We start from the raw sequence: 18,560 nt of genomic DNA on the forward strand, positions 1-18,560 counted from the left end.
CATGGCAGATGAAACCAATGCAGCCATTCAGTTCTTCCGCGGTGTGAATGAACCGGTCGTGCCAGATATCCGCATGACCCGAAGCCGTGATGGCCGCACCGGTCAGGCCAAATTCGTGTTTGAGGAACCCCAGGCGCTTGCACCTGAGACCCTCGGCGACATTGCCGGCATGTGGATGGTGGATGAGGAGGGATCGCTGGTGACGCGTGAGGTAAATGGACGCTTCGTCAACGGCAAGCCCTTCGCCCTAGAAGCCACCTACACCTGGAAAAACGAAGCAGATTTCGAGCGTTTTATGCGCTTTGCTCAGCGTTACGCCGCCGCCAATGGTCTGGGCTACGCCGAAAACTCCGGCGACAATGCTGAAGGTGACAACGAAAACGGGTGAAACTCCCTCAATGGATCGGCCTTGCGGCCCTGACGGCAGCCTGTTTGCTGCTTTGGAGCCTGAGGGATGTGCTCATCCATTTGTTCGCCGGCATCGTGCTGGCCATGGCCCTCTGCACTCTTGTGGGCAGCCTTCGCGAACGTTGGCCAATGGCAAGAAACCTTGCCCTGGTGATTTGCCTGCTGGGTCTGTTGCTGGTGCTCGGCATTGGCATTGCCATTTTGGTGCCACCGTTTATCAGTCAGTTCCAACAGTTGTTACTTCAGCTTCCTGCTGCAGCCCTTGAGCTCAAACAACTGGCGATTGCCACGATCAGCACCATCTCAGGAATGGTCTATGGGCTGCAGGGAGCTAGTGACTGGAGCGCCAGCCTCCTGGCCAATGGCACAGCGCTGCCAGATGGCGCCACCCTTGCCTCAGGACTCGGGGGCGGACTGAAACAGTTACTCGGACTGGCAGGAAATCTTGGCAACGGATTGATCCAAATTCTGTTTGTCATTGCAGTGAGTTTGATGGTGGCGGTCCAGCCCACCGCCTACCGAGAAGCCTCCATTCTTTTGATCCCTTCCTTCTATCGAAGACGGTTCAGAGAGATCCTGCTTCAGTGTGGTGATGCCCTCAGCAGTTGGATGGTGGGACTGCTGATTAGTTCTCTCTGTGTTGCAGTGCTGGCAGGCATCGGTTTATCACTGCTTGGCGTAAAGCTCGTGATGGCGAATGCACTGCTAGCTGGATTGCTGAATGTGATTCCCAACCTGGGGCCAACGATGAGCACCATCTTTCCGATGGCTGTGGCCCTGCTGGATGCTCCATGGAAATCACTGGCTGTGCTCTGCCTTTATGTGGTGATCCAAAACCTCGAGAGCTATGTGATCACCCCATCAGTGATGCATCACCAAGTCAAGCTGCTGCCTGGACTAACCCTGACGGCCCAATTTCTATTCACCGTGATCTTCGGTCCGCTTGGGCTGCTTCTGGCTTTACCTCTGACCGTGGTGCTTCAGGTGTTGATCCGAGAGGTGCTGATTCACGACATGCTTGATCGTTGGAAAACTGAACGGCGCGCGTTCAGCCCAATGACATAAGGGGCCGCCATGAACGCCAGAAACCTCCTCATCCTTCTCACCCTCGTGGTGCTGACGCTGCTGATCTGGGAACTGCGCTGGGTGTTGCTGGTCTTATTTGGTGCCGTGGTGCTGGCGGTGGCGCTGGACGTTCCAATCCAGAAGCTGCAGCGCTTCGGTCTGCCTCGCCCTGTGGCCTTAGCGGTGGTCTTGCTGCTGCTGGTCCTGGGCGGCAGCCTGGTCCTTCAACTGCTCGTGCCGGAACTGTTTGTCCAGGTTCAAGAACTGGGAGCACTGGTACCGAGTGTGATCAGCAAGCTCAAATCGATCGTGGCCAACGATCCACGACTGCAGAGTTTTGAACAGAGACTGCCAACCCAGTTCAGCTGGGATCGGATCCAGCCCCTTGGAAGCCAGATCCTTGGTGTGGCAGGTGGAGCAGCCAATGGCCTGGTCCAGTTGCTGCTGATGAGCCTGCTAGCCGTGTTGATGGTGCTGGATCCCGGCTCGCATCGACGCATGCTGATCGCTGCCACGCCCCGTCCGGGGCGGGCGATGATGAAACGGGTGCTTGATCAATGCCGAACGGCACTGGGCGGCTGGCTGGCTGGCATGACCCTCTCCGCCACCAGCGTTTTTCTGCTCACCTGGTTAGGGCTCACCCTGTTGAAGGCCCCCCTGGCCCTGTTGAGCGCTCTGGTCTGCGGCCTTCTCACCTTTGTACCCACCATCGGCCCAACAGCGGCAACGTTGCTGCCGCTCTCGATGGCCTTGCTGGTGTCACCAGGGCTGATGCTGCAGGTGCTGTTGCTGCGCCTTGTTCTTCAGAACCTCGAAGCGTTTGTCCTCACGCCGATCCTGTTGCGTCGCACTGTCAATTTATTGCCCACTGTGGCCTTGATGGCCCAGCTCAGTCTTGGAGCCTTGCTTGGACTGCCAGGGGTTCTGTTGGCCCTTCCCCTGGTCGTTGTGCTGCAGGTGGGCATGGAATTAGTCGTGGTGCGTCAAATCATGGACCGGTGGACATAAACGCTGATGGGAAGCCTTCAACGCTTTGCTGAAGGCCCATAACGATGCCAAAGCGAAGGCAGCGCACCAATCACAACAACAGCCAACAGATGGTGTCGAACAGCGAAACTGATGCTGGTGAATGTGACGTGATCCCGCAATAACAGCAATTCCGTGCGGAGGTCAAACAAGGCCAGGCAGAGCAGCAGCAGAGGGAACCAGCGTTCACCCTGCTGTCGTAGGCGAGTGCTGGGCTCAGGCACTGGCAGTTGAGGGCGAACGCCTGGACCAGATGGTGAGCAGTGAAGGGGCCAGAGCAATGCTGGACCAACTGCCCACAATCACACCCAGAGCCAATGCAATGGCGAACCAATAGAGAGTGGAACCACCGAACAAAATCAAGGCCACAAGGGGGAGAAGCGTGGTGCCGCTGGTGTACAGAGTGCGAGTGAGCGTGGCACTCACAGCACGATCAACCTGATCTGTGATGGGCAGATCGGCGTTCTCACGTTGTTTTTCACGGATGCGGTCAAAGACCACAACCGTGTCATTCACCGAATAGCCGGCGATGGTGAGCAAGGCGACAGCAAACAAACTGTTCACCTCCAAACCGATTGCAAGCCCCAACCAAGCAAAGACGCCGGAGACGATCACCACGTCATGGGCAAGAGCTAGCAGGGCTAAAACTGCATAGCGCCCGTCATAGCGAAAGCTGATATAGAGAGCGATCCCGGCAAAGGCAACACCCAGTGAGGTGAGACTGCTGATCAGCAACTGACTGCCGAGACTGGGACCAATCGTGTCAACGGACTGACCGCCCTCAAGGAAGGGACCGGCAACAGGGGCAACGGCCTCGATCACGGCTTGACTCTGACCAGCCGTGAGCGTGGGAAGACGCAGGACGACCGATTTACCACCATCGAGCAGCTGCACGCGAGCGCTATCGAGATTGGGAGACGGAGTCTCACCATCAGCATCAAGGGGAGAAGCGATGAGAGCCTTCTCCACAACGCTGGCCTGCAATGCACTGCAGGCTTGCTCACAACTGCGTTCGAGTTGAATCTGTGTGCCACCGGTGAAATCCAAACCCGGTCGCAGTGGTGCCTTAATGGCAGGGTTTGTCCAGCAGAGCGCCAGTCCCGCAATGCTGAAGCCCACCAGAAGGAGGGAGATCCACCAAACACGGCGACGGGATCGACTGAGATTGAGGGCGATCATGACGCGTGTGATTCAGACGGATTGGGTGGGCAGCTGCCGCTGGGGCAGAAAGTTCGTGGGTCGTCGCAGACCCTGATAACTCATCAGGAAGCGCAAGAGTGTGCGCGTGCAGGTGAGAGCGGTGAAGAGGCTGAGCACAACACCAATACCAAGAGTCGCCGCGAAGCCTTTGACCAACCCTGTCCCGAGCGTGAAGAGGGCAACACAGCTGATCAGGGTGGTGAGGTGGCCATCAATGATCGATGAGAAGGCTTGGGAGAAGCCTGTTTCAATCGAACGAATCAAGGTGTTGCCACGGCGAAGCTCGTCTTTGATCCGCTCAAAGATCAACACGTTGGCATCCACCGCCATGCCGATGCTGAGAATAAAACCAGCAATACCAGGGAGCGTGAGGGTGACAGGAATCAGCGCATACACCGCCAGGTTGAATAAGGCATAGAGGCTGAGAGCGACCACGGCCACAAGGCCTGCCAGGCGATAAATCAGCAGCATGAACACGGCCACAAGTGCCAGGCCGGACAGGGCTGCGAACAAACTGCGCTGCACATTTTCAGCACCAAGGCTCGGACCAATGGTGCGCACCTGAAGGATCTTCACAGGCAGTGGCAGAGCACCACCATTGAGTTTCACCTCAAGATCCCTCGCTTCTTCGGCGCTGAAATTACCGGTGATCTCAGCATTACCACCAGTGATGCCAGCAACTTCGTACTTGGGCCCAACATTGGCCTCACTGATCGGCCGACCATCAAGGAAGATTCCCAGGAGCCGACCAGTGCCCGCGATCGATTGGGTCAGATCCGCGAAGGCTTGAGAGCCCTCAGCATCGAAGGACAAGGTGACGGCCCAATTGGACGTCTGATCGTTCAGCCTGCGCCCCGCGCGTTCAAGCAACTTGCCGTTGAATGCGGCAGGTTCGAAGCGAGCTGCAATCTGCTGGTTCACCTTGTTGAGCAACTGCTCAAGTTGCTCCTGCTCGTTGCCGGCCGAGGCATCCAATCCGAGTGCCTTCTGAGCCCTGGCGAGTTCATCCGCCGTTAGGGCTGATTCAGGATCACTCTCTTCACGCTGCTGTTTGAGCTCGAGGATGCTGCGCACCTGTGCGCGCAGGCGAAGCAGCCCCTCCATCTCTTCTTGGGTATCGGGAGTCTGGGCCCTGAATTCCAGCAGGGCTGTTTCACCAAGTGTCTTCGCGGCTCTAGAGGGATCGGTTTCACCAGGAAGTTGGAGCACCAACTGGTCATCTCCAACGGTCTGAAGCGTGGACTCAGCCACGCCGAGTCCGTTCACACGCAGATCGAGAACGGCTTTGACCAACTCGAGTTCCTTAGGCGTGATCTTGGTGATCTCCCCTGCTGGCTGCACCTCAAGCAAGAGCTGGCTTCCTCCCCGCAGATCGAGACCAAGCTCCATCGGGAAGGAGAGCAGAACGGATCCTGCAGCGATCGCCAGGGCGAGGATGAGGGCGAACCAGCCCTGCTGACGTGCCATCGATCAGAGCCCCTCGCGCACGATTGTCTGAGCCGCCTCAACGATCTGGTGAGGCTGAATGATCGTGAGGTTTTCCAGGTTTCCGTTGTAAGGGGTTGGAATGTCCTGGCTCGATAAACGCACCGGGCGAGCATCGAGTTCGTCGAAGCACTGCTCCGTGATCAGAGCGATCAATTCGGCTCCGATGCCTCCTGTCTTCATGCACTCCTCCACCACAATCACCTTGTGGGTCTTGCGGATCGAACGGGCGATCGTCTCCATATCGAAAGGCTTGAGACTGATCAGATCAATCAGTTCCACACTGATGCCATCGGCCTCAAGCTGCTCCACTGCCTTGAGGCAGTGGTGGCGCATGCGTGAATAAGTGAGGATCGTCACGTCGGTGCCTTCCTTCACCAGATCGGCCTGATCAAGGGCACAGATGTAGTCACCTTCGGGGAGTTCCTCGGTGAGGTTGTAAAGCAGCACATGCTCAAAGAAGAGCACCGGATTGTTGTCACGAATCGCGGCCTTCATCAGGCCCTTGGCATTCGTCGGGGTACTACAGGCCACGATCTTGATCCCTGGCACGGCGTGGAAATAAGCCTCAAGCCGTTGGCTGTGTTCGGCGCCAAGCTGACGACCCACTCCACCAGGACCGCGAACCACCGTCGGAATCGTGTAGTTCCCCCCACTGGTGTAACGCAGCATCCCCATGTTGTTGGAGATCTGGTTGAACGCCAGCAGCAGGAAGCCCATGTTCATGCCTTCGACGATCGGTCGCAGACCGGTCATCGCAGCACCAACAGCCATGCCGGTGAAGCTGTTCTCAGCAATGGGTGTGTCGAGTACGCGCAACTCGCCGTATTTCTCACAGAGGTCTTTGGTGACCTTGTAGGAGCCTCCGTAATGACCAACGTCCTCGCCCATCACACAAACATGAGGATCGAGGGCCATCTCCTCATCGATGGCTTCACGGAGTGCGTTGAAGAGAAGCGTGCCTGCCACAGCGTTACGGATATCCCGGCCATGCCGGCGTCAGCCGCCAAGCTATCTCAGCCCGTGCTGGATCAGCCGCCAGCGGCAAAGGTGGTGAGCAACAACACCGAGAGCAACAACCCAGGCGAGAGCAAAAGCACCAGAAGTCCAAGGTCGTGGGGTGTCATCCAATCAACGCCTGGAACAGCCCAGACAGCTCAATGGGCAAACCCTAGGCACCATCTGCCTGCTCACCTGTGAAAAGACTGCGAAGAAACACGAGAAACAGTCCTAAACCGATGAACGCAAAGCTGAACGTTGCCAGGAAAGACATTCCTGTGAGCAGAGTCTTCAGAGCAGTGGCAATGTTCTGACCAATCGGTGAACTCAGATGGGGGGAGTGGGCAGCGAAATAGAGCACCATGTTCTTGCTGAGGCCAAAACAAAGCCAGGCCAACAGAAGGCTGGTGATGGAACCGGAGAGAAAGCTGAGGGGGCCCTTTCGCCGTTGGGTCGTCGCTTCCGTGGCAGACGAAGTTGAAGCGTCGCTGAGGGGCTTGGTCTCCTGTGCTGGGGTGTCTTGACTACTCATGGGGCCAGCTTGACTCCCCCAGCCTGCAACGAACAACTCCAAACCTCTAAACCAGCATCAGCCAAGGCTTGACGGTGGTGTTCGAGGGCCCTGTCAGCGGCTTCACGGTCGACGAAGAGGGCAAAACAACTGGGTCCGGAACCGCTCATCGCCACCCGCAATTGGCCTGGGAGGGAGGAGAGCAGATCAAGAGCTGTGCGAACGGAAGTGGTTTGGGGTGCCACCACCATCTGGAGATCGTTCTGGAGCGGCGGCGGCAGATCAGGCCGCAATGGCCTGAGCCAATCTGCATGTCTCAATCGCTGACGTCGTTGTTCAAAAGCGCTCTCACTTTGGAGATAGGCGTCGCCACGCTGTCGCTTGCATTCGCCGTAAGCCCAAGGGGTCGAGACACTGACACTCGGATCCTTCACCAACACGACACCCATCGGGGCAACAGACGACGTGCAGGCTTCCAACACCTCGCCTCGGCCGAAGCAGAGCTGGGTCCCGCCGGCGATGCAAAAGGGCATATCGGAGCCCAGCTCAGCGGCCAAGGATTCCAGGCTCTGGCGGCTGTGACCCAAACCCCAGAGGGTATTGAGGGCAACCAGGGCAGCGGCACCATCGCTGGATCCACCAGCCAAACCCGCACCAATTGGGATGCGCTTGGTCAGATGGATCGTTGCACCAAGTTCGTTAAAACCTGAACGACTGCGCAGAAGCTCCGCAGCTCGAACAATCAGGTTGTCGTTCCCCGTACTGAGACCGTCCACATCGCAACTGAGGTGAATCAGACCATCAGAAGTGTTGTGGCAGGTGAGTTGATCAACCAGGTCGATGGTTTGCATCACCATCGCCAACTCATGAAAGCCGTCGTCTCGCAAACCAAGCACCTCAAGGTGCAAGTTGATCTTGGCGGGAGCGGTAACGCGAACGGTGGCCGTCATCCGATCAAGCTGGGGAGTGGGCCTGATTCAAACCCCTCGCCAGTTCGATCCAAACAGACGGTGCCAGCTCCTGGGGCCGCTGCTGCAAATTGAAGCCAGCTGCGCTGGCGAGGTCCTGGAGTTGATCAGGAGGACAGATCCCAGTCAAGGTGTTGCGAAGCATCTTGCGACGGGAAAGGAAGGCCTGCTTCAACAAGCGATCCACACGGATCGCCAAAGCAGGTTCGGGTTGTTGATCCGCCGGCAACGGATCGATCTGAATCACCTCCGACTGAACCTTCGGGGGTGGCTGGAAACAGCGCGGGGGGACAGGGCAAACCGTCGTACAACGCGCAAGCAATTGCATGCGCACACTCAATGCACTGAAATTGCGATCGCCAGGACGAGCCCGGATGCGTTCGGCCACTTCCTTCTGGATCAGCAGGACCAGACGTTTGTAAGGACTTTTCAGGGGACGATCGAGGCGACCGACGAGACGCTCCAGCAACGGCCCAGTGATGTTGTAGGGAATATTGGCGACCACCTTGGTGGCAGCCCGTCCGTCGGGAAAGGTGAGCGGGACGTTGAGCACATCCCCCTGACAAAGCGAAAACCGAGAATGCTCGCCAAAGCGCTCACGCAGGCCTGCGACAAGATCACGATCAAGCTCCACTGCATGGACCGCAGCAGCAGGGGAACTGAGCAAGCGTTCACTGAGAGCGCCCCGACCAGGCCCGACCTCCAACACCCGGTCCTCAGCGCTGAGGTCAGAGGCCTCAAGGATGTGATCGAGCACGCGTGCATCACGAAGCCAGTGCTGACCGAAGCGTTTTCGAGCGGTGTGACCAGAGAAACTCATCACCCCAGCCTGAAGGATCAAGGGGAAGGATGGACAGGCGTCATGTCCATTACAGGGATCCAGCGAACGGGACCATGAGCAGGCGGAAGGGGAACCAAGGCCAAGATCAGCTCGAGCAAGAAGTCATCACTCCAGGGATGAGCCTGTCGCCAACAGTCAACAGCCCGAATCAGTCTCCGACGCTTGTTGGCAGTCAACGAAGACAGACCCCAAGCATCACGACCACAGCGACTTCGACCTTTGACTTCGACCACTAACAAGCGCTGTTTCAGACCTGAGGATTTGACCATGAGGAGATCGATTTCTCCGTAATGACAACGCCAGCGCTGATCCAAACAACACCAGCCACTTGCAAGCAACAGATCGCGGGTGTGTCGTTCAGCCCAAAGGCCAGGATCCAAGCTCAAACGGGGATAGCACATGGCAGACAGGTCATCGCTGATCAGAACCATTCCCCATCGCCGATGCCAGAACACGTTCAATCGAGAAAATGTTGATCAGGGCCAAGCCCTCTTCAAGAGATCGACACTGACCAACCAGAATCCATGGTGACAAGCAAAACAGTGCCAAGAGAACGCGAGGACGACAGCCACCAACTCAGACCACAAGCACGAAGAGCAAAAGAGACGAAGATCAGTTGATTGCTGGGACGAGCAACTAGAAACCGCTTGACGACAAATCCCAATCAATGGATTCGATCGATTGATCACACGAATGATCCACTAGAAAGAAATGATAGGAATGAAACAGGATGCATATTGCAATCAGTGGTACTCATTCCCAGAACGAAGTGACCTTTGTGCGTGACTAGGTCAACCGTCATGCCCATAACGCCAGAAAAGAAGAGCCTTACCGTGCACGAGATCACGAGGGCTACAAGATTGGATGTCGCGATCAATGCAGCAAACTAGACAACGGCGCCCAGTTGTATTACAGAACTGGTCGAATCAATACCAAACAAAACCGCACGGATTGCGTCATGCTTGATCGGTGGCCAGTTGATGAGATTGCATACTCTCAATACACTGCAAACTGCAAAACAAGTGACATCAGCAACAACTTTGTGACAGATATGTTGCCGCATGCAAGAGAATCAATCCAGCACTTAGATCTACTGGTCTGGCTTCCCATCACCAATGCATGGCCTGTCGAGATGGAAGATGACGGCATCAGAACCATTGATCTGCCAGGTCGTGATGACGTCGATGCGATCTTGAAGCAGATTTGTCGAGAGCAACGGGTAGTTGTGATGAACGATTGCATCGCACCAGCCTTCATCGAACTTTGGGATGCCAGGGAGGAACATCTCGACAAACTCGTACAAGCAATCAAGAAGCCAATGGCCTGATCACCAACAACCGCTGATGGACCGAACCAAAACCTGCCCGCCTGAATGCGGAAGCGGCCTAGGCTTGACGGGTGCATACCATCCCCCGATGTGTCGACAGCTGCTGAACGCCTTGATCGCACTAGTCCTGGTGATCACCCTGCCGCTGGCTCCTGCTGAAGCCGCGATGGACTATGCCAAACAGGTCTTGATCGGGGCTGACTTTGCCGATCGTGACATGCAGGGAGTGACCTTTAACCTCACCAATCTGAGGGAGGCAAACTTGTCTGGAAGCAATTTGCAAGGGGCCAGCCTCTACGGAGCCAAGTTGCAGGATGCCGACTTCAGCAACAGCAACCTACGAGACGCCACTCTCGATTCAGCAGTACTGGAAGGCACTGACCTCACCAATGCTGTGCTCGAAGACGCCTTTGCCTTCAATACAAGGTTTATCAACGTCAAAATCAGCGGTGCTGATTTCACCAACGTGCCTGTGCGTGGGGATGTGCTGAAATCCCTCTGCGCAGCAGCAGAGGGAACAAATCCCGTCACTGGGCGCGAGACACGCGACACGCTTGGCTGCTGATGAGCTTTGACCCCCGTAGCTTGGAACGATTACGGCAACTCGGTCGAGAGTTGCCACAGCCACTTGACGCACCACAGCAAAAGACTGCGCCAGATTCCAAATCAAACCCCAAACGGCATCGTGTCGAGACGGAAGACGATCCCGAACTGCTCTTTCATGAGCTAATGAAGGTCAGCAATGACGGAAACGTTCCTGAACATCTAATGGCACGGCTAAAAAAGGCCGAACAAAAGAAGGATGAAGAGCGTCGACGCAAGGATCGATCGTCAGCACAACACGGTAATGAAAGTGGTGGTCAAGATCCATCTCAAGCAATGGAAGAGCTCACGAAAGGCTCCAGAGGAGAGAACAAAAAGGGTAAAAATACACGGCCCCGCCAGTTAACAGCGCCTCCAGGCAGCGAAGAGGAAAGCCTGTATGTGACGTTCGGACAACTCTTATTGGAAGACGACGAGGACGAGTCTTGAACCCAAGCCGATGCCGAATCCTGGCCGTGGGGAAGGTTCGCAAGGCATGGGTTCAGGAGGGGATCTCGATCTACCTCAAACGGCTTCCGGGCCTGACTGTGACCGAACTACGGGACAGCACCCCAGAGAAGGAGGCTGAGTGCATACGCCAAGCCCTGAAACCCGATGAGACCACAGTGATGCTGGCGGAAGAAGGAGATAGGTTTGATTCTGTGAATTTCGCCGCACAACTTGAGCGGTACGGATCGGAACGACTTGCCTTTGTGATTGGTGGTGCGGATGGGCTCACACAACAGCTCAAGCAGTCGGCCACATGGAGGCTGTCCTTATCACCCATGACTTTTCCACACGACCTGGCCCGATTGCTCTTACTGGAACAGCTGTTCAGAGCCAAAGCAATCCAATCAGGAAGCCCCTATCACCGCGGATAAAGGCAACAGACAGGGCCAGCAGGAGCATCAAAATACTCTCCTAGCGACACGTTAGATCCATACTTAATTCAAAAGCAAGAAGAAGAAGATAATGATGAGCAAAGACAAGCAACAATAGTATTCAAACCAATCGGAAGATGGCAAGCAAGTAGAAGAGCGAACAAATCGACTATCAAGCGAAACAGGAGAACATCATGCTCGAGTCTCTCTAACAACATTGCTGATCAGGTGTAGGCCAACAGGGCCCAAAGGAGAGAAACAATCCGATCAGAAGCATTGGTGACAACAAGAATGAGCCACTGATCACCACAGGCCGACTCATTGCGGAGCGAAACGCATCATTGACCGAAGAAAGTAGAGGTGACTCAAGGGAGGTCGTCCCTTTGGGTTGATCCGGGACTGAGGGGTGATGGCTTCCCCTCAGGCTCCTCGGGTGGACGGTTGTTGGGCTGGTGGGGGCTTGGAAATTTCCACCAGCACAACCCAGAACCTGATGGCTGAATGGGTGAAACAGATCATGCCCAAGCTGCGTGGATCCAACAGAACATCAAAGAGCAGAAGCAGATGACGACGACAACTTGCGTGACCAGGAAAGAATGCAGCGAACAATCCAGTCGAATCACTGCAGCAAGGAAAGCAGAGAAGAGCACGAGCAACTCTTCTCTACTCACCAAGACAGGCTCAGAGATGCTCGCCCTGAACCCGAATGATTGTTCATCGGATAAAGGGGTGATGAACACAAAATGATGCGACGGAGAGCAACCAAACAACAGGCCACGATGTCAAAAATGCTGCGAGACAATGACTTGATGGTTGACGAGACAAAAAAGCAGCCAAGGCCACAAGAATGATCGATCCAATAGGGGGGTGACGAGGTAAGCAGGAAATAACAAGTATGATGCCAGCCACCTTTACAATGGGAGGCGTGATCACAAGAACAAGACGCAATGAAAAGAATGAAACCTGACACAGTCTGTTCTGCTGAGATTTCAGTCGCTCCGATGAATGCGCAGATAACGAGAGCGAGAGAGAGGAACATTTAGGCTGCTGATGACGGGTAAGCAGAGAGACGATTATGTTGGATTGGCGTAGAGCTTGCCTGCCAATCACAGTATTCTCTCGATGCATCGCCTGATCAGCGGCCAAGCACATGCTTAAAGAAAAAGAAAAGGATCAACAGTGGTCTAAACAGCTCGAGTGAGGTGAACTGATGACAGAGAGAGGATCAACGGCACACCAATTCAACAAACAAGCAAACAGATGAACTACATTGCATCACCAACGCGGCGACGAACATCAGCGGCAATACAATCCGACAAATAAGGAGCAACGATGAAGCACCATTAGCACGAACGGGGAGCATCATTGATCACAAACAAAATAAAAAAATAAGCAGAAGAAGAAGATCCTATCCTCCACCCAATGACTCCATCACCGATAAAGTCATCAAGACTCTGGGGTGGTCGACACCTTGATTCACCCGGGTCAGAGAGGTGATGGCTTCCTCTCTGCCACCTGGGATACAGTGATATCGCACAAAAAGGCCGGCAAACTTATCACTAACAACATAAGTGACTAAGGAAGATCATTGGAATGAGTACAACCCGAAAAATGAGTCTCTGGTGTCAACAATCACAATCAATTCAGAGACAAGGATTGGATCAGCGAGAGTCTTTCTGGTCAAAATCTTACAAATCAAAAATAGAGCCAATAAACAGCCTGCATTTTGCCAATCATCAAAAGAATCAATGGTTTGACAGAGTGAATAATTTCTTTCGATCGTATAGACGCGGTAATAGAATCACTTGGCTACGCATGTGAGGATCAAATAAAACAAGCTTTGGTATGGAGCTGACATCAAGTTCCGACAGGGCAAGGCATCCTATTGAGAGACCCCATAAACACGATGGATCTACGCCTTATAGAATTCCTGGCACGATGCGAAGAAGAAGAACGAGAAGCCGTTGATCGTTGGTTCAACGAGTTTCAACCTATTGCACTTGAAACAATAGGTACGATGAAAGTGGCCCGTGGAACATCAATCAGTAGCGATTACTCAAGAAAGGAAAAATAGGGAACCAACGAGATCAGATCCCGGGAAGATTGATAGAGCAGCAGAAACTGCAATAACCATCAGCCATTTCAGGCGTACTTAGCGGTTATAAGGAATCGCAGCGATTAAATTAATCCAGAGCCAAACATATTAGAAGCCTCAATAAGCATTCAATCTCAAAAATAGTCAGCAAGTCGATCAATATTCGATCAACAACCAAAACCGAAACAGACGCACAATTGCAGAGGGCACTCACGTGCACACGCTACAAAGCATCGAATCATTCACTACAACAGTATTGAGACCAAATCCATTTGAATGGCGATGTGCAGGGTTAATTCCATGAGAGCCGAAAAGGTGATCCCTATGCCACGATGGTCGAATTCACAGCTCGAGGAATTCATAGACCATATCGAGTCAAATACAAAGGAACGCAACAATTGGCTTCAGTTAATCCGGACTATTGGCCTCGAAGAAACGTTGTCATTTTTCCGTCCTTCAAGTAATGGTATTGCCAATACGAGTGAGCAATTATGAGTTCGAAGCGTGAATAAAAAATCACCCTCTTGACGCTCATTGATCAAGGCGCTGAAGCGCATGACGGTTCAATATAAAAGTGTTCAGATTGCTTTTTCATGAGCCCCACAATTTTCTTCGCAACGTCCACTGGTAAAACAGAAGATATCGCTGACCGTCTAAAAGAACTACTACCCGGTTCGGAAGCCAAAGATGTGGATGATCTCGGGTCCGCAGACGAACTTGTGAATGCTGAATCATTAATCTGCTGCGTACCAACATGGAATACGGGTGCAGATGAAGGTCGTTCCGGCACATCATGGGATGAACATGTTACCGAAATTCCAAATATGGACTTTGCTGGTAAAACAGTAGCCATCGTAGGCCTAGGAGACTCCTCTTCGTATTCCGACTTTTTCTGCGATGCTATGGAAGAGCTGTATACAGCATTTTTAGCCGCTGGGGCAAATATAGTCGGCAAAGTAGATATTGATGGTTATACATATAATGCCTCTAAAAGTGTGGTTGATGGGAAGTTTTGTGGTCTTCCTATTGACGAGGACAATGAGCCTGATCTATCAGATGAAAGACTACAGAACTGGGTCGGACAAATAAAATCATCCTTGTGATAGAGCAGGGCAGGAACAATATTTCCTGCCCACCTCTATTATCGGTGAACCCAGTCGACCTTGAAATCGGTTCGGGTATTGAGGTATTTATCAATCGACATAGCCGCTATACAGCCATCAGAACTGGCCACTACAGCTTGCTTGAAAGGTGTATTACGGATATCACCAATTGCCCAAACCCCATCCATCTCTGTTTTCAATTCTGCATCTGTTTTTACTCCACCAAATTGATCCAATGGAATTTGGCCATGCAAAAAATCGATAATCGGTTTTGTTCCGTCAGCATAAATAAAAGCACCATCAATACTGAGCTCGAATTTGCGTGAGTTTGATTTCTCGTATAACATTAACGACTGTATTCCCTCTGAATTGCCTTGAATAGAGACGAGGCTGGTACGTTTTAAAACAGAAACATTAGCCTTGTCAGTCAAAGTATCGATATTATTTAATTTATTTGAGGGTTTAGAAGGTTGAATCCAGTACAGTTGCTTAACAAGCTTCGCCAACACGAGAGATTCATCAATCGACTCTTGGTTTGAACCATACACAGCCACATCCTGTTGCTTGAAAAAGGCAGCATCACATGTTGCGCAGTAGCTGATGCCTCTACCAAGGTAGGCTTCCTCTCCCTCAAAGGTCTTCTCCCGAGCCATCGCTCCAGTCGCCAAAACAAGAACCTTACCCCGATAGACACCATCAGGAGTGAAGACTGATTTATAGTCTTCATCTAGTTGAACTCCATAGACCTGAGCAACTTTGTACTCTGCTCCATATTGAATAGCCTGCTCACGCATCATCTCAAGCAGATTTAAACCTGAAATACTAGTTTTAACACCTGGATAGTTTGCAATTTTATGTGTAATTGCCAATGCTCCAGCACCAGGATTTTTATCGAGAATCAGTGTTTTCAGTGATGATCGGGATGTGTACAATGCACAACTACAACCCGCTGGCCCTCCACCAATAATGATGACATCGTAATCAAATGAATCCATCATTAGCCTGCCAAAAGAGTGAGTGTGTTAGGGATTGATAAATTGCATGTCATCATCAGAAATCGTTCAATTTCTGATGCACATTGTCTCGATTTGAAAAGCTGAGGGAAGTGATATCCGTCTTCAATAAAAGCAAATCTGTCTCCACTTTTGAGTAAATTTTGCCAGCGCTGCTCTGACTGTCGGTCAACGACAAAGTCTTTATCACCAACTAGTACCAGAACAGGTAGGTTTTGGGGGATCTGAATCGATTCCATATTAATAGGCTTAAGGACTGAGCCTTTGCAGTATTCCTTATCGAGTGTATTGAGGAATAAACCACTTATTTTTTGATGATCCACTCGATTGTCACTACCAAGCAACATTGGCACCAAATGATTAATAACCTGTTGGCGCTCAAGGTTTTCGTATAGATTTCTCATTTGATAATAATGAGAAAACCAATAGTTAGAGGTCTTTGTGTCAACTGAAATAAGAATCAATCCATCAACAAGGTCAGGATGTTTAGCAGCAAAATTGCTAGCAAAGAGGCCACTGATGCCATGGCCGATCAAAACTGGCTTTTCATCCTTGTTTTTGCGCAGTTCTTCAAGTAGATAGGATTCGATCAGTTGCGTAGTGCAATATTCGTCAGGCTCTTGATGAAACTCCCAGCGTCTGACAATATGATTAATAGTGGCCAGTTCGCAAGATAAACGTTTGCTAAAAGGTTTAAGACTTGGCTGTAGATCAATCCATAGCAGTTCTATGGGTTTTTGAAGTAATTTTGCCTTGAGTTGACTATAGGAATTCATTGGTAAAAGTTTGAATAGTCCTTGGCCTTGGTTCTTGTGGTAACTTTGATCAAGCCAGAACGAACCTCTGACAAGAGCTTGTCGACAAGTTTCTTGTCTGAACTGTCTTCCCATTGGTTGCTTTCTAACCAATGAAGATCAGTTTCGTTGATCACTTGTGCTGTAACTGAAGAAAGGTACACATCAACGATTTGTGGTTTATTTGGAATGGTAGTAGAGCGCTTATAATTCATTGAATAACCCATTCTTCAGCTGTAAGTTTGCCTATGATTTGAGGGGTTTGATTGGGAATCGGCTTAATGACATAGGTCACTCCCATTGGCTCAGGATAGATTCCAGTTGAGGCTTCAAAAGGATCATCATGTCCGACTAAAACAATATTCTTTCCAACACTTGGCGCTTGATTCAGTAGGGGGTCGACTCGTTGCTTATATTGAGATATTTGATCTTGATTACATATCTCACAAGGCAGGAAATTAAGTTGATCTGTTTTCTGATATTGACCAAATGCAAGCTCAGCGGTTTTCCATGCTCTACAGTATTCACTTGTTTGTACAGACTCTACTGGGATTGCATGGAATTTGATTCCTTCTCCGATCTGTTTTGCCTGATTGATTCCTTGTGAACTTAACTTCCTCTGAGTGGAACAATCATCAATATCTAACTGTGGTGATGCTTGATCAGCCCAGTCCTCAGTTGTTTGAGCATGGCGAATATAAAGAATGTATCCACCATCCTGGATCAAATCAATTAACTGCTCGCTAGAGAGCTCTGTCTGTGTATCAGCATGATTGTTCAAGGAACATCCCCCGATAAGCAAACCCAGGGCTCCCATCGAAATCAGTTGCTTAAGCTTCATCGTGCTATCTATTTCAAGTTAATTTATCCAGACACAGCTAACATTCGCTTTGATGCGATACGAAGAGAGATGATTTTCGACACGTTATTGTGTGATATTTAATCCTATGGCTACCCAAAAAAAATCCCCCTTCTGCTAGGGGGACTTCAGAGTATGACGCCTGAGTGTGATCACATCTCGAGGCAGAGGATCGATGGCGCGATTAGCTAACTTTACTTTCCCCAAGGTTGTCGAGTGCTTGACCAACTTTTTTGAAGTCAAAGCCCATCCCACGTAGAGCATGCCAAAAATGGCCTTGAAGGAAGAAGAAGCCTAGGTAGAAATGGGTATTCGCCAACCATGCACGCGCAGTATGTGCATCCCCTGTTAGCTGAGCAGTATCAGAAAAATAGGGTGAAAAGGCAAACTGAAGTTTCAGAGGTTCCCCATACAGCTCAACCGGATAAATAGTTGTATTCTGTGCACACCAAATGGCAGTCACAAAACCCATCAGTGCTAGACCGGCCAATGAATAGGAAAGAATTGACTCCCCATTGAAAATCAGAACCTTTTTAAATGGCCCAAAAGGAGAACTGATGATGTGCCATACACCACCGATGGTCAAAGCAAAGGCCAATACCGCATGGCCACCCATCACATCTTCAAGACTGGAAATTGAAAGGAAGTTGGTCTGATAACCCCAAACCATCCCCAAATCAATGTTTGGTTCAACAGTTCTTACTGCTCCCAGAGCAGCATCATAAATTCCATGATGCTTGGCCCATTCCACGAAGGCAATGGCACCTAAACCGAGAAAGATTAGGTGATGGCCAAGAATGAAGCTGAGTTTCTTCGGGTCGTCCCAGGCAAAGTCAAACTTCTTGGCTCGTCCCTCTGCTTCACCCAAGTCTTTGGGTGCGCGAAGCGTGTGCCATAGGCCTGCAGCTCCCAACACTGCAGATGAAACCAGGTGAAAGGCTGCAATCGCGATGTAGGGCTGTTGATCTAGCTGTGTTCCAACCCCGTCGTAGCCAAAACCTAATCCCGCCAGATGGGGCAGCAAAATGAGACCTTGCTCACCAAGAGCAATCGATGGGTCGTAGTGAGCTAGCTCAAACAGAGTAAATGCACCTGCCCAAAACATGATGAGGCCGGCATGGGCAGCGTGTGCCGCAATAAATGACCCTGATCGTTTCGCTACACCAGAATTACCTGCCCACCAGTCGTATGTGACTGATGGATTCCCATAGGACTGCATGATTTGAATGAGATGGCTTCTCGAAGCTAGTCCTCATCAACAATCCAATACTGTTGGTGTTTACATAGCTTTTTGCCGTCGTATTATCCAGTACTAAGCATTGTCAAATACAGCACATTTAAGTCTGTACGTATTTTACATGGGCGCACATCTTTTGGACTCTGTATCTTTTGAGCGTTTATCG

22 protein-coding genes are annotated in these 18,560 nt (G+C 51.6%); 9 read left to right on the forward strand and 13 right to left on the reverse strand.

Translation table 11 applies throughout. The annotated features are described in order from the left end of the window. Position 1 precedes the first annotated feature (1 nt). The 3 genes from psb28 to DXY16_RS13705 are packed head-to-tail and all read left to right on the forward strand — an operon-like array spanning position 2 to position 2,481. The gene (gene psb28 / locus DXY16_RS13695; protein ID WP_115121678.1) at positions 2-388 is read left to right on the forward strand and encodes a photosystem II reaction center protein Psb28; all 387 of its coding nucleotides are present in this window, start codon (positions 2-4) and stop codon (positions 386-388) included. Then, a complete protein-coding gene (locus tag DXY16_RS13700) occupies positions 385-1,473 on the forward strand; it encodes an AI-2E family transporter (RefSeq protein WP_115121679.1) in 1,089 nt (362 codons plus the stop codon). The genes psb28 and DXY16_RS13700 overlap by 4 nt, the downstream gene beginning before the upstream one ends. Before the next feature lie 9 nt (positions 1,474-1,482). After that, positions 1,483-2,481 (forward strand): AI-2E family transporter, encoded by a 999-nt coding sequence (locus DXY16_RS13705; protein WP_115121680.1) that lies wholly within the window; start codon positions 1,483-1,485, stop codon positions 2,479-2,481. Positions 2,482-2,498: 17 nt separating this feature from the next. On the opposite strand, the gene DXY16_RS13710 is transcribed toward DXY16_RS13705, so the two are convergent. The 8 genes from DXY16_RS13710 to DXY16_RS13745 all read right to left on the reverse strand — a co-directional run bounded on the left by DXY16_RS13710 (position 2,499) and on the right by DXY16_RS13745 (position 8,934). Next, positions 2,499-2,723 (reverse strand): hypothetical protein, encoded by a 225-nt coding sequence (locus DXY16_RS13710; RefSeq protein ID WP_115121681.1) that lies wholly within the window; start codon positions 2,721-2,723, stop codon positions 2,499-2,501. Next, positions 2,716-3,678, reverse strand: coding sequence for a protein translocase subunit SecF (secF, locus tag DXY16_RS13715; RefSeq protein WP_115121682.1), 963 nt, complete (start codon positions 3,676-3,678; stop codon positions 2,716-2,718). Before secF ends, DXY16_RS13710 begins: the two co-directional genes overlap by 8 nt. Before the next feature lie 12 nt (positions 3,679-3,690). Next, complete coding sequence (gene secD, locus DXY16_RS13720) at positions 3,691-5,166, reverse strand: protein translocase subunit SecD (RefSeq protein ID WP_115121683.1); 1,476 nt, start codon at positions 5,164-5,166, stop codon at positions 3,691-3,693. 3 nt (positions 5,167-5,169) lie between these two features. Next, a complete protein-coding gene (locus DXY16_RS13725; protein WP_115018207.1) occupies positions 5,170-6,153 on the reverse strand; it encodes a pyruvate dehydrogenase complex E1 component subunit beta in 984 nt (327 codons plus the stop codon). 202 nt (positions 6,154-6,355) lie between these two features. Next, on the reverse strand, positions 6,356-6,715 hold the full coding sequence (locus tag DXY16_RS13730) for a DUF3082 domain-containing protein (RefSeq protein ID WP_115121684.1): 360 nt from the start codon (positions 6,713-6,715) through the stop codon (positions 6,356-6,358). Continuing rightward, a complete protein-coding gene (gene ispE, locus DXY16_RS13735; RefSeq protein WP_115121685.1) occupies positions 6,712-7,644 on the reverse strand; it encodes a 4-(cytidine 5'-diphospho)-2-C-methyl-D-erythritol kinase in 933 nt (310 codons plus the stop codon). Before ispE ends, DXY16_RS13730 begins: the two co-directional genes overlap by 4 nt. A 4-nt stretch (positions 7,645-7,648) precedes the next feature. Beyond that, entirely contained in the window at positions 7,649-8,482 is an 834-nt protein-coding gene (gene rsmA / locus DXY16_RS13740) for a 16S rRNA (adenine(1518)-N(6)/adenine(1519)-N(6))-dimethyltransferase RsmA (protein ID WP_115121795.1), read from the reverse strand. 17 nt (positions 8,483-8,499) lie between these two features. Beyond that, positions 8,500-8,934, reverse strand: coding sequence for a YraN family protein (locus tag DXY16_RS13745; RefSeq protein WP_244281698.1), 435 nt, complete (start codon positions 8,932-8,934; stop codon positions 8,500-8,502). A 527-nt stretch (positions 8,935-9,461) separates the two neighbouring features. Here DXY16_RS13745 and DXY16_RS15220 point away from each other — a divergent pair. The 6 genes from DXY16_RS15220 to fldA all read left to right on the forward strand — a co-directional run bounded on the left by DXY16_RS15220 (position 9,462) and on the right by fldA (position 14,491). Then, a complete protein-coding gene (locus DXY16_RS15220) occupies positions 9,462-9,830 on the forward strand; it encodes a hypothetical protein (protein WP_244281699.1) in 369 nt (122 codons plus the stop codon). Between the two features lie 88 nt (positions 9,831-9,918). Beyond that, entirely contained in the window at positions 9,919-10,395 is a 477-nt protein-coding gene (locus tag DXY16_RS13755) for a pentapeptide repeat-containing protein (protein ID WP_115121686.1), read from the forward strand. After that, positions 10,395-10,862, forward strand: coding sequence for a hypothetical protein (locus DXY16_RS13760; RefSeq protein ID WP_115121687.1), 468 nt, complete (start codon positions 10,395-10,397; stop codon positions 10,860-10,862). Before DXY16_RS13755 ends, DXY16_RS13760 begins: the two co-directional genes overlap by 1 nt. Next, positions 10,859-11,293 (forward strand): 23S rRNA (pseudouridine(1915)-N(3))-methyltransferase RlmH, encoded by a 435-nt coding sequence (locus DXY16_RS13765; protein ID WP_115121688.1) that lies wholly within the window; start codon positions 10,859-10,861, stop codon positions 11,291-11,293. The genes DXY16_RS13760 and DXY16_RS13765 overlap by 4 nt, the downstream gene beginning before the upstream one ends. A gap of 501 nt (positions 11,294-11,794) precedes the next feature. Continuing rightward, a complete protein-coding gene (locus DXY16_RS14470) occupies positions 11,795-12,040 on the forward strand; it encodes a hypothetical protein (RefSeq protein WP_137007107.1) in 246 nt (81 codons plus the stop codon). A gap of 1,941 nt (positions 12,041-13,981) precedes the next feature. Next, positions 13,982-14,491 (forward strand): flavodoxin FldA, encoded by a 510-nt coding sequence (gene fldA, locus DXY16_RS13775; protein ID WP_115018182.1) that lies wholly within the window; start codon positions 13,982-13,984, stop codon positions 14,489-14,491. 38 nt (positions 14,492-14,529) lie between these two features. Here fldA and DXY16_RS13780 read toward each other — a convergent pair whose 3' ends face one another. The 5 genes from DXY16_RS13780 to DXY16_RS13795 form a co-directional block, all read right to left on the reverse strand. After that, positions 14,530-15,486 carry an NAD(P)/FAD-dependent oxidoreductase gene (locus DXY16_RS13780; protein WP_115121797.1) on the reverse strand — a complete coding sequence of 319 codons (957 nt, stop codon included), beginning with the start codon at positions 15,484-15,486 and terminating at the stop codon, positions 14,530-14,532. Between the two features lie 2 nt (positions 15,487-15,488). Then, positions 15,489-16,280: an alpha/beta fold hydrolase gene (locus DXY16_RS13785; RefSeq protein WP_206749564.1), complete on the reverse strand. Its 792-nt coding sequence runs from the start codon at positions 16,278-16,280 to the stop codon at positions 15,489-15,491. Next, a complete protein-coding gene (locus tag DXY16_RS15050) occupies positions 16,277-16,513 on the reverse strand; it encodes a hypothetical protein (protein ID WP_206749565.1) in 237 nt (78 codons plus the stop codon). The genes DXY16_RS13785 and DXY16_RS15050 overlap by 4 nt, the downstream gene beginning before the upstream one ends. Beyond that, a complete protein-coding gene (locus DXY16_RS13790) occupies positions 16,510-17,139 on the reverse strand; it encodes a histidine phosphatase family protein (protein WP_115121691.1) in 630 nt (209 codons plus the stop codon). The genes DXY16_RS15050 and DXY16_RS13790 overlap by 4 nt, the downstream gene beginning before the upstream one ends. A gap of 202 nt (positions 17,140-17,341) precedes the next feature. Continuing rightward, positions 17,342-18,376 carry a chlorophyll a/b binding light-harvesting protein gene (locus DXY16_RS13795; RefSeq protein WP_115121692.1) on the reverse strand — a complete coding sequence of 345 codons (1,035 nt, stop codon included), beginning with the start codon at positions 18,374-18,376 and terminating at the stop codon, positions 17,342-17,344. Positions 18,377-18,560: the final 184 nt, after the last annotated feature.

The organism is Synechococcus sp. UW105, from assembly GCF_900473935.1.
GTDB lineage: Bacteria > Cyanobacteriota > Cyanobacteriia > PCC-6307 > Cyanobiaceae > Synechococcus_C.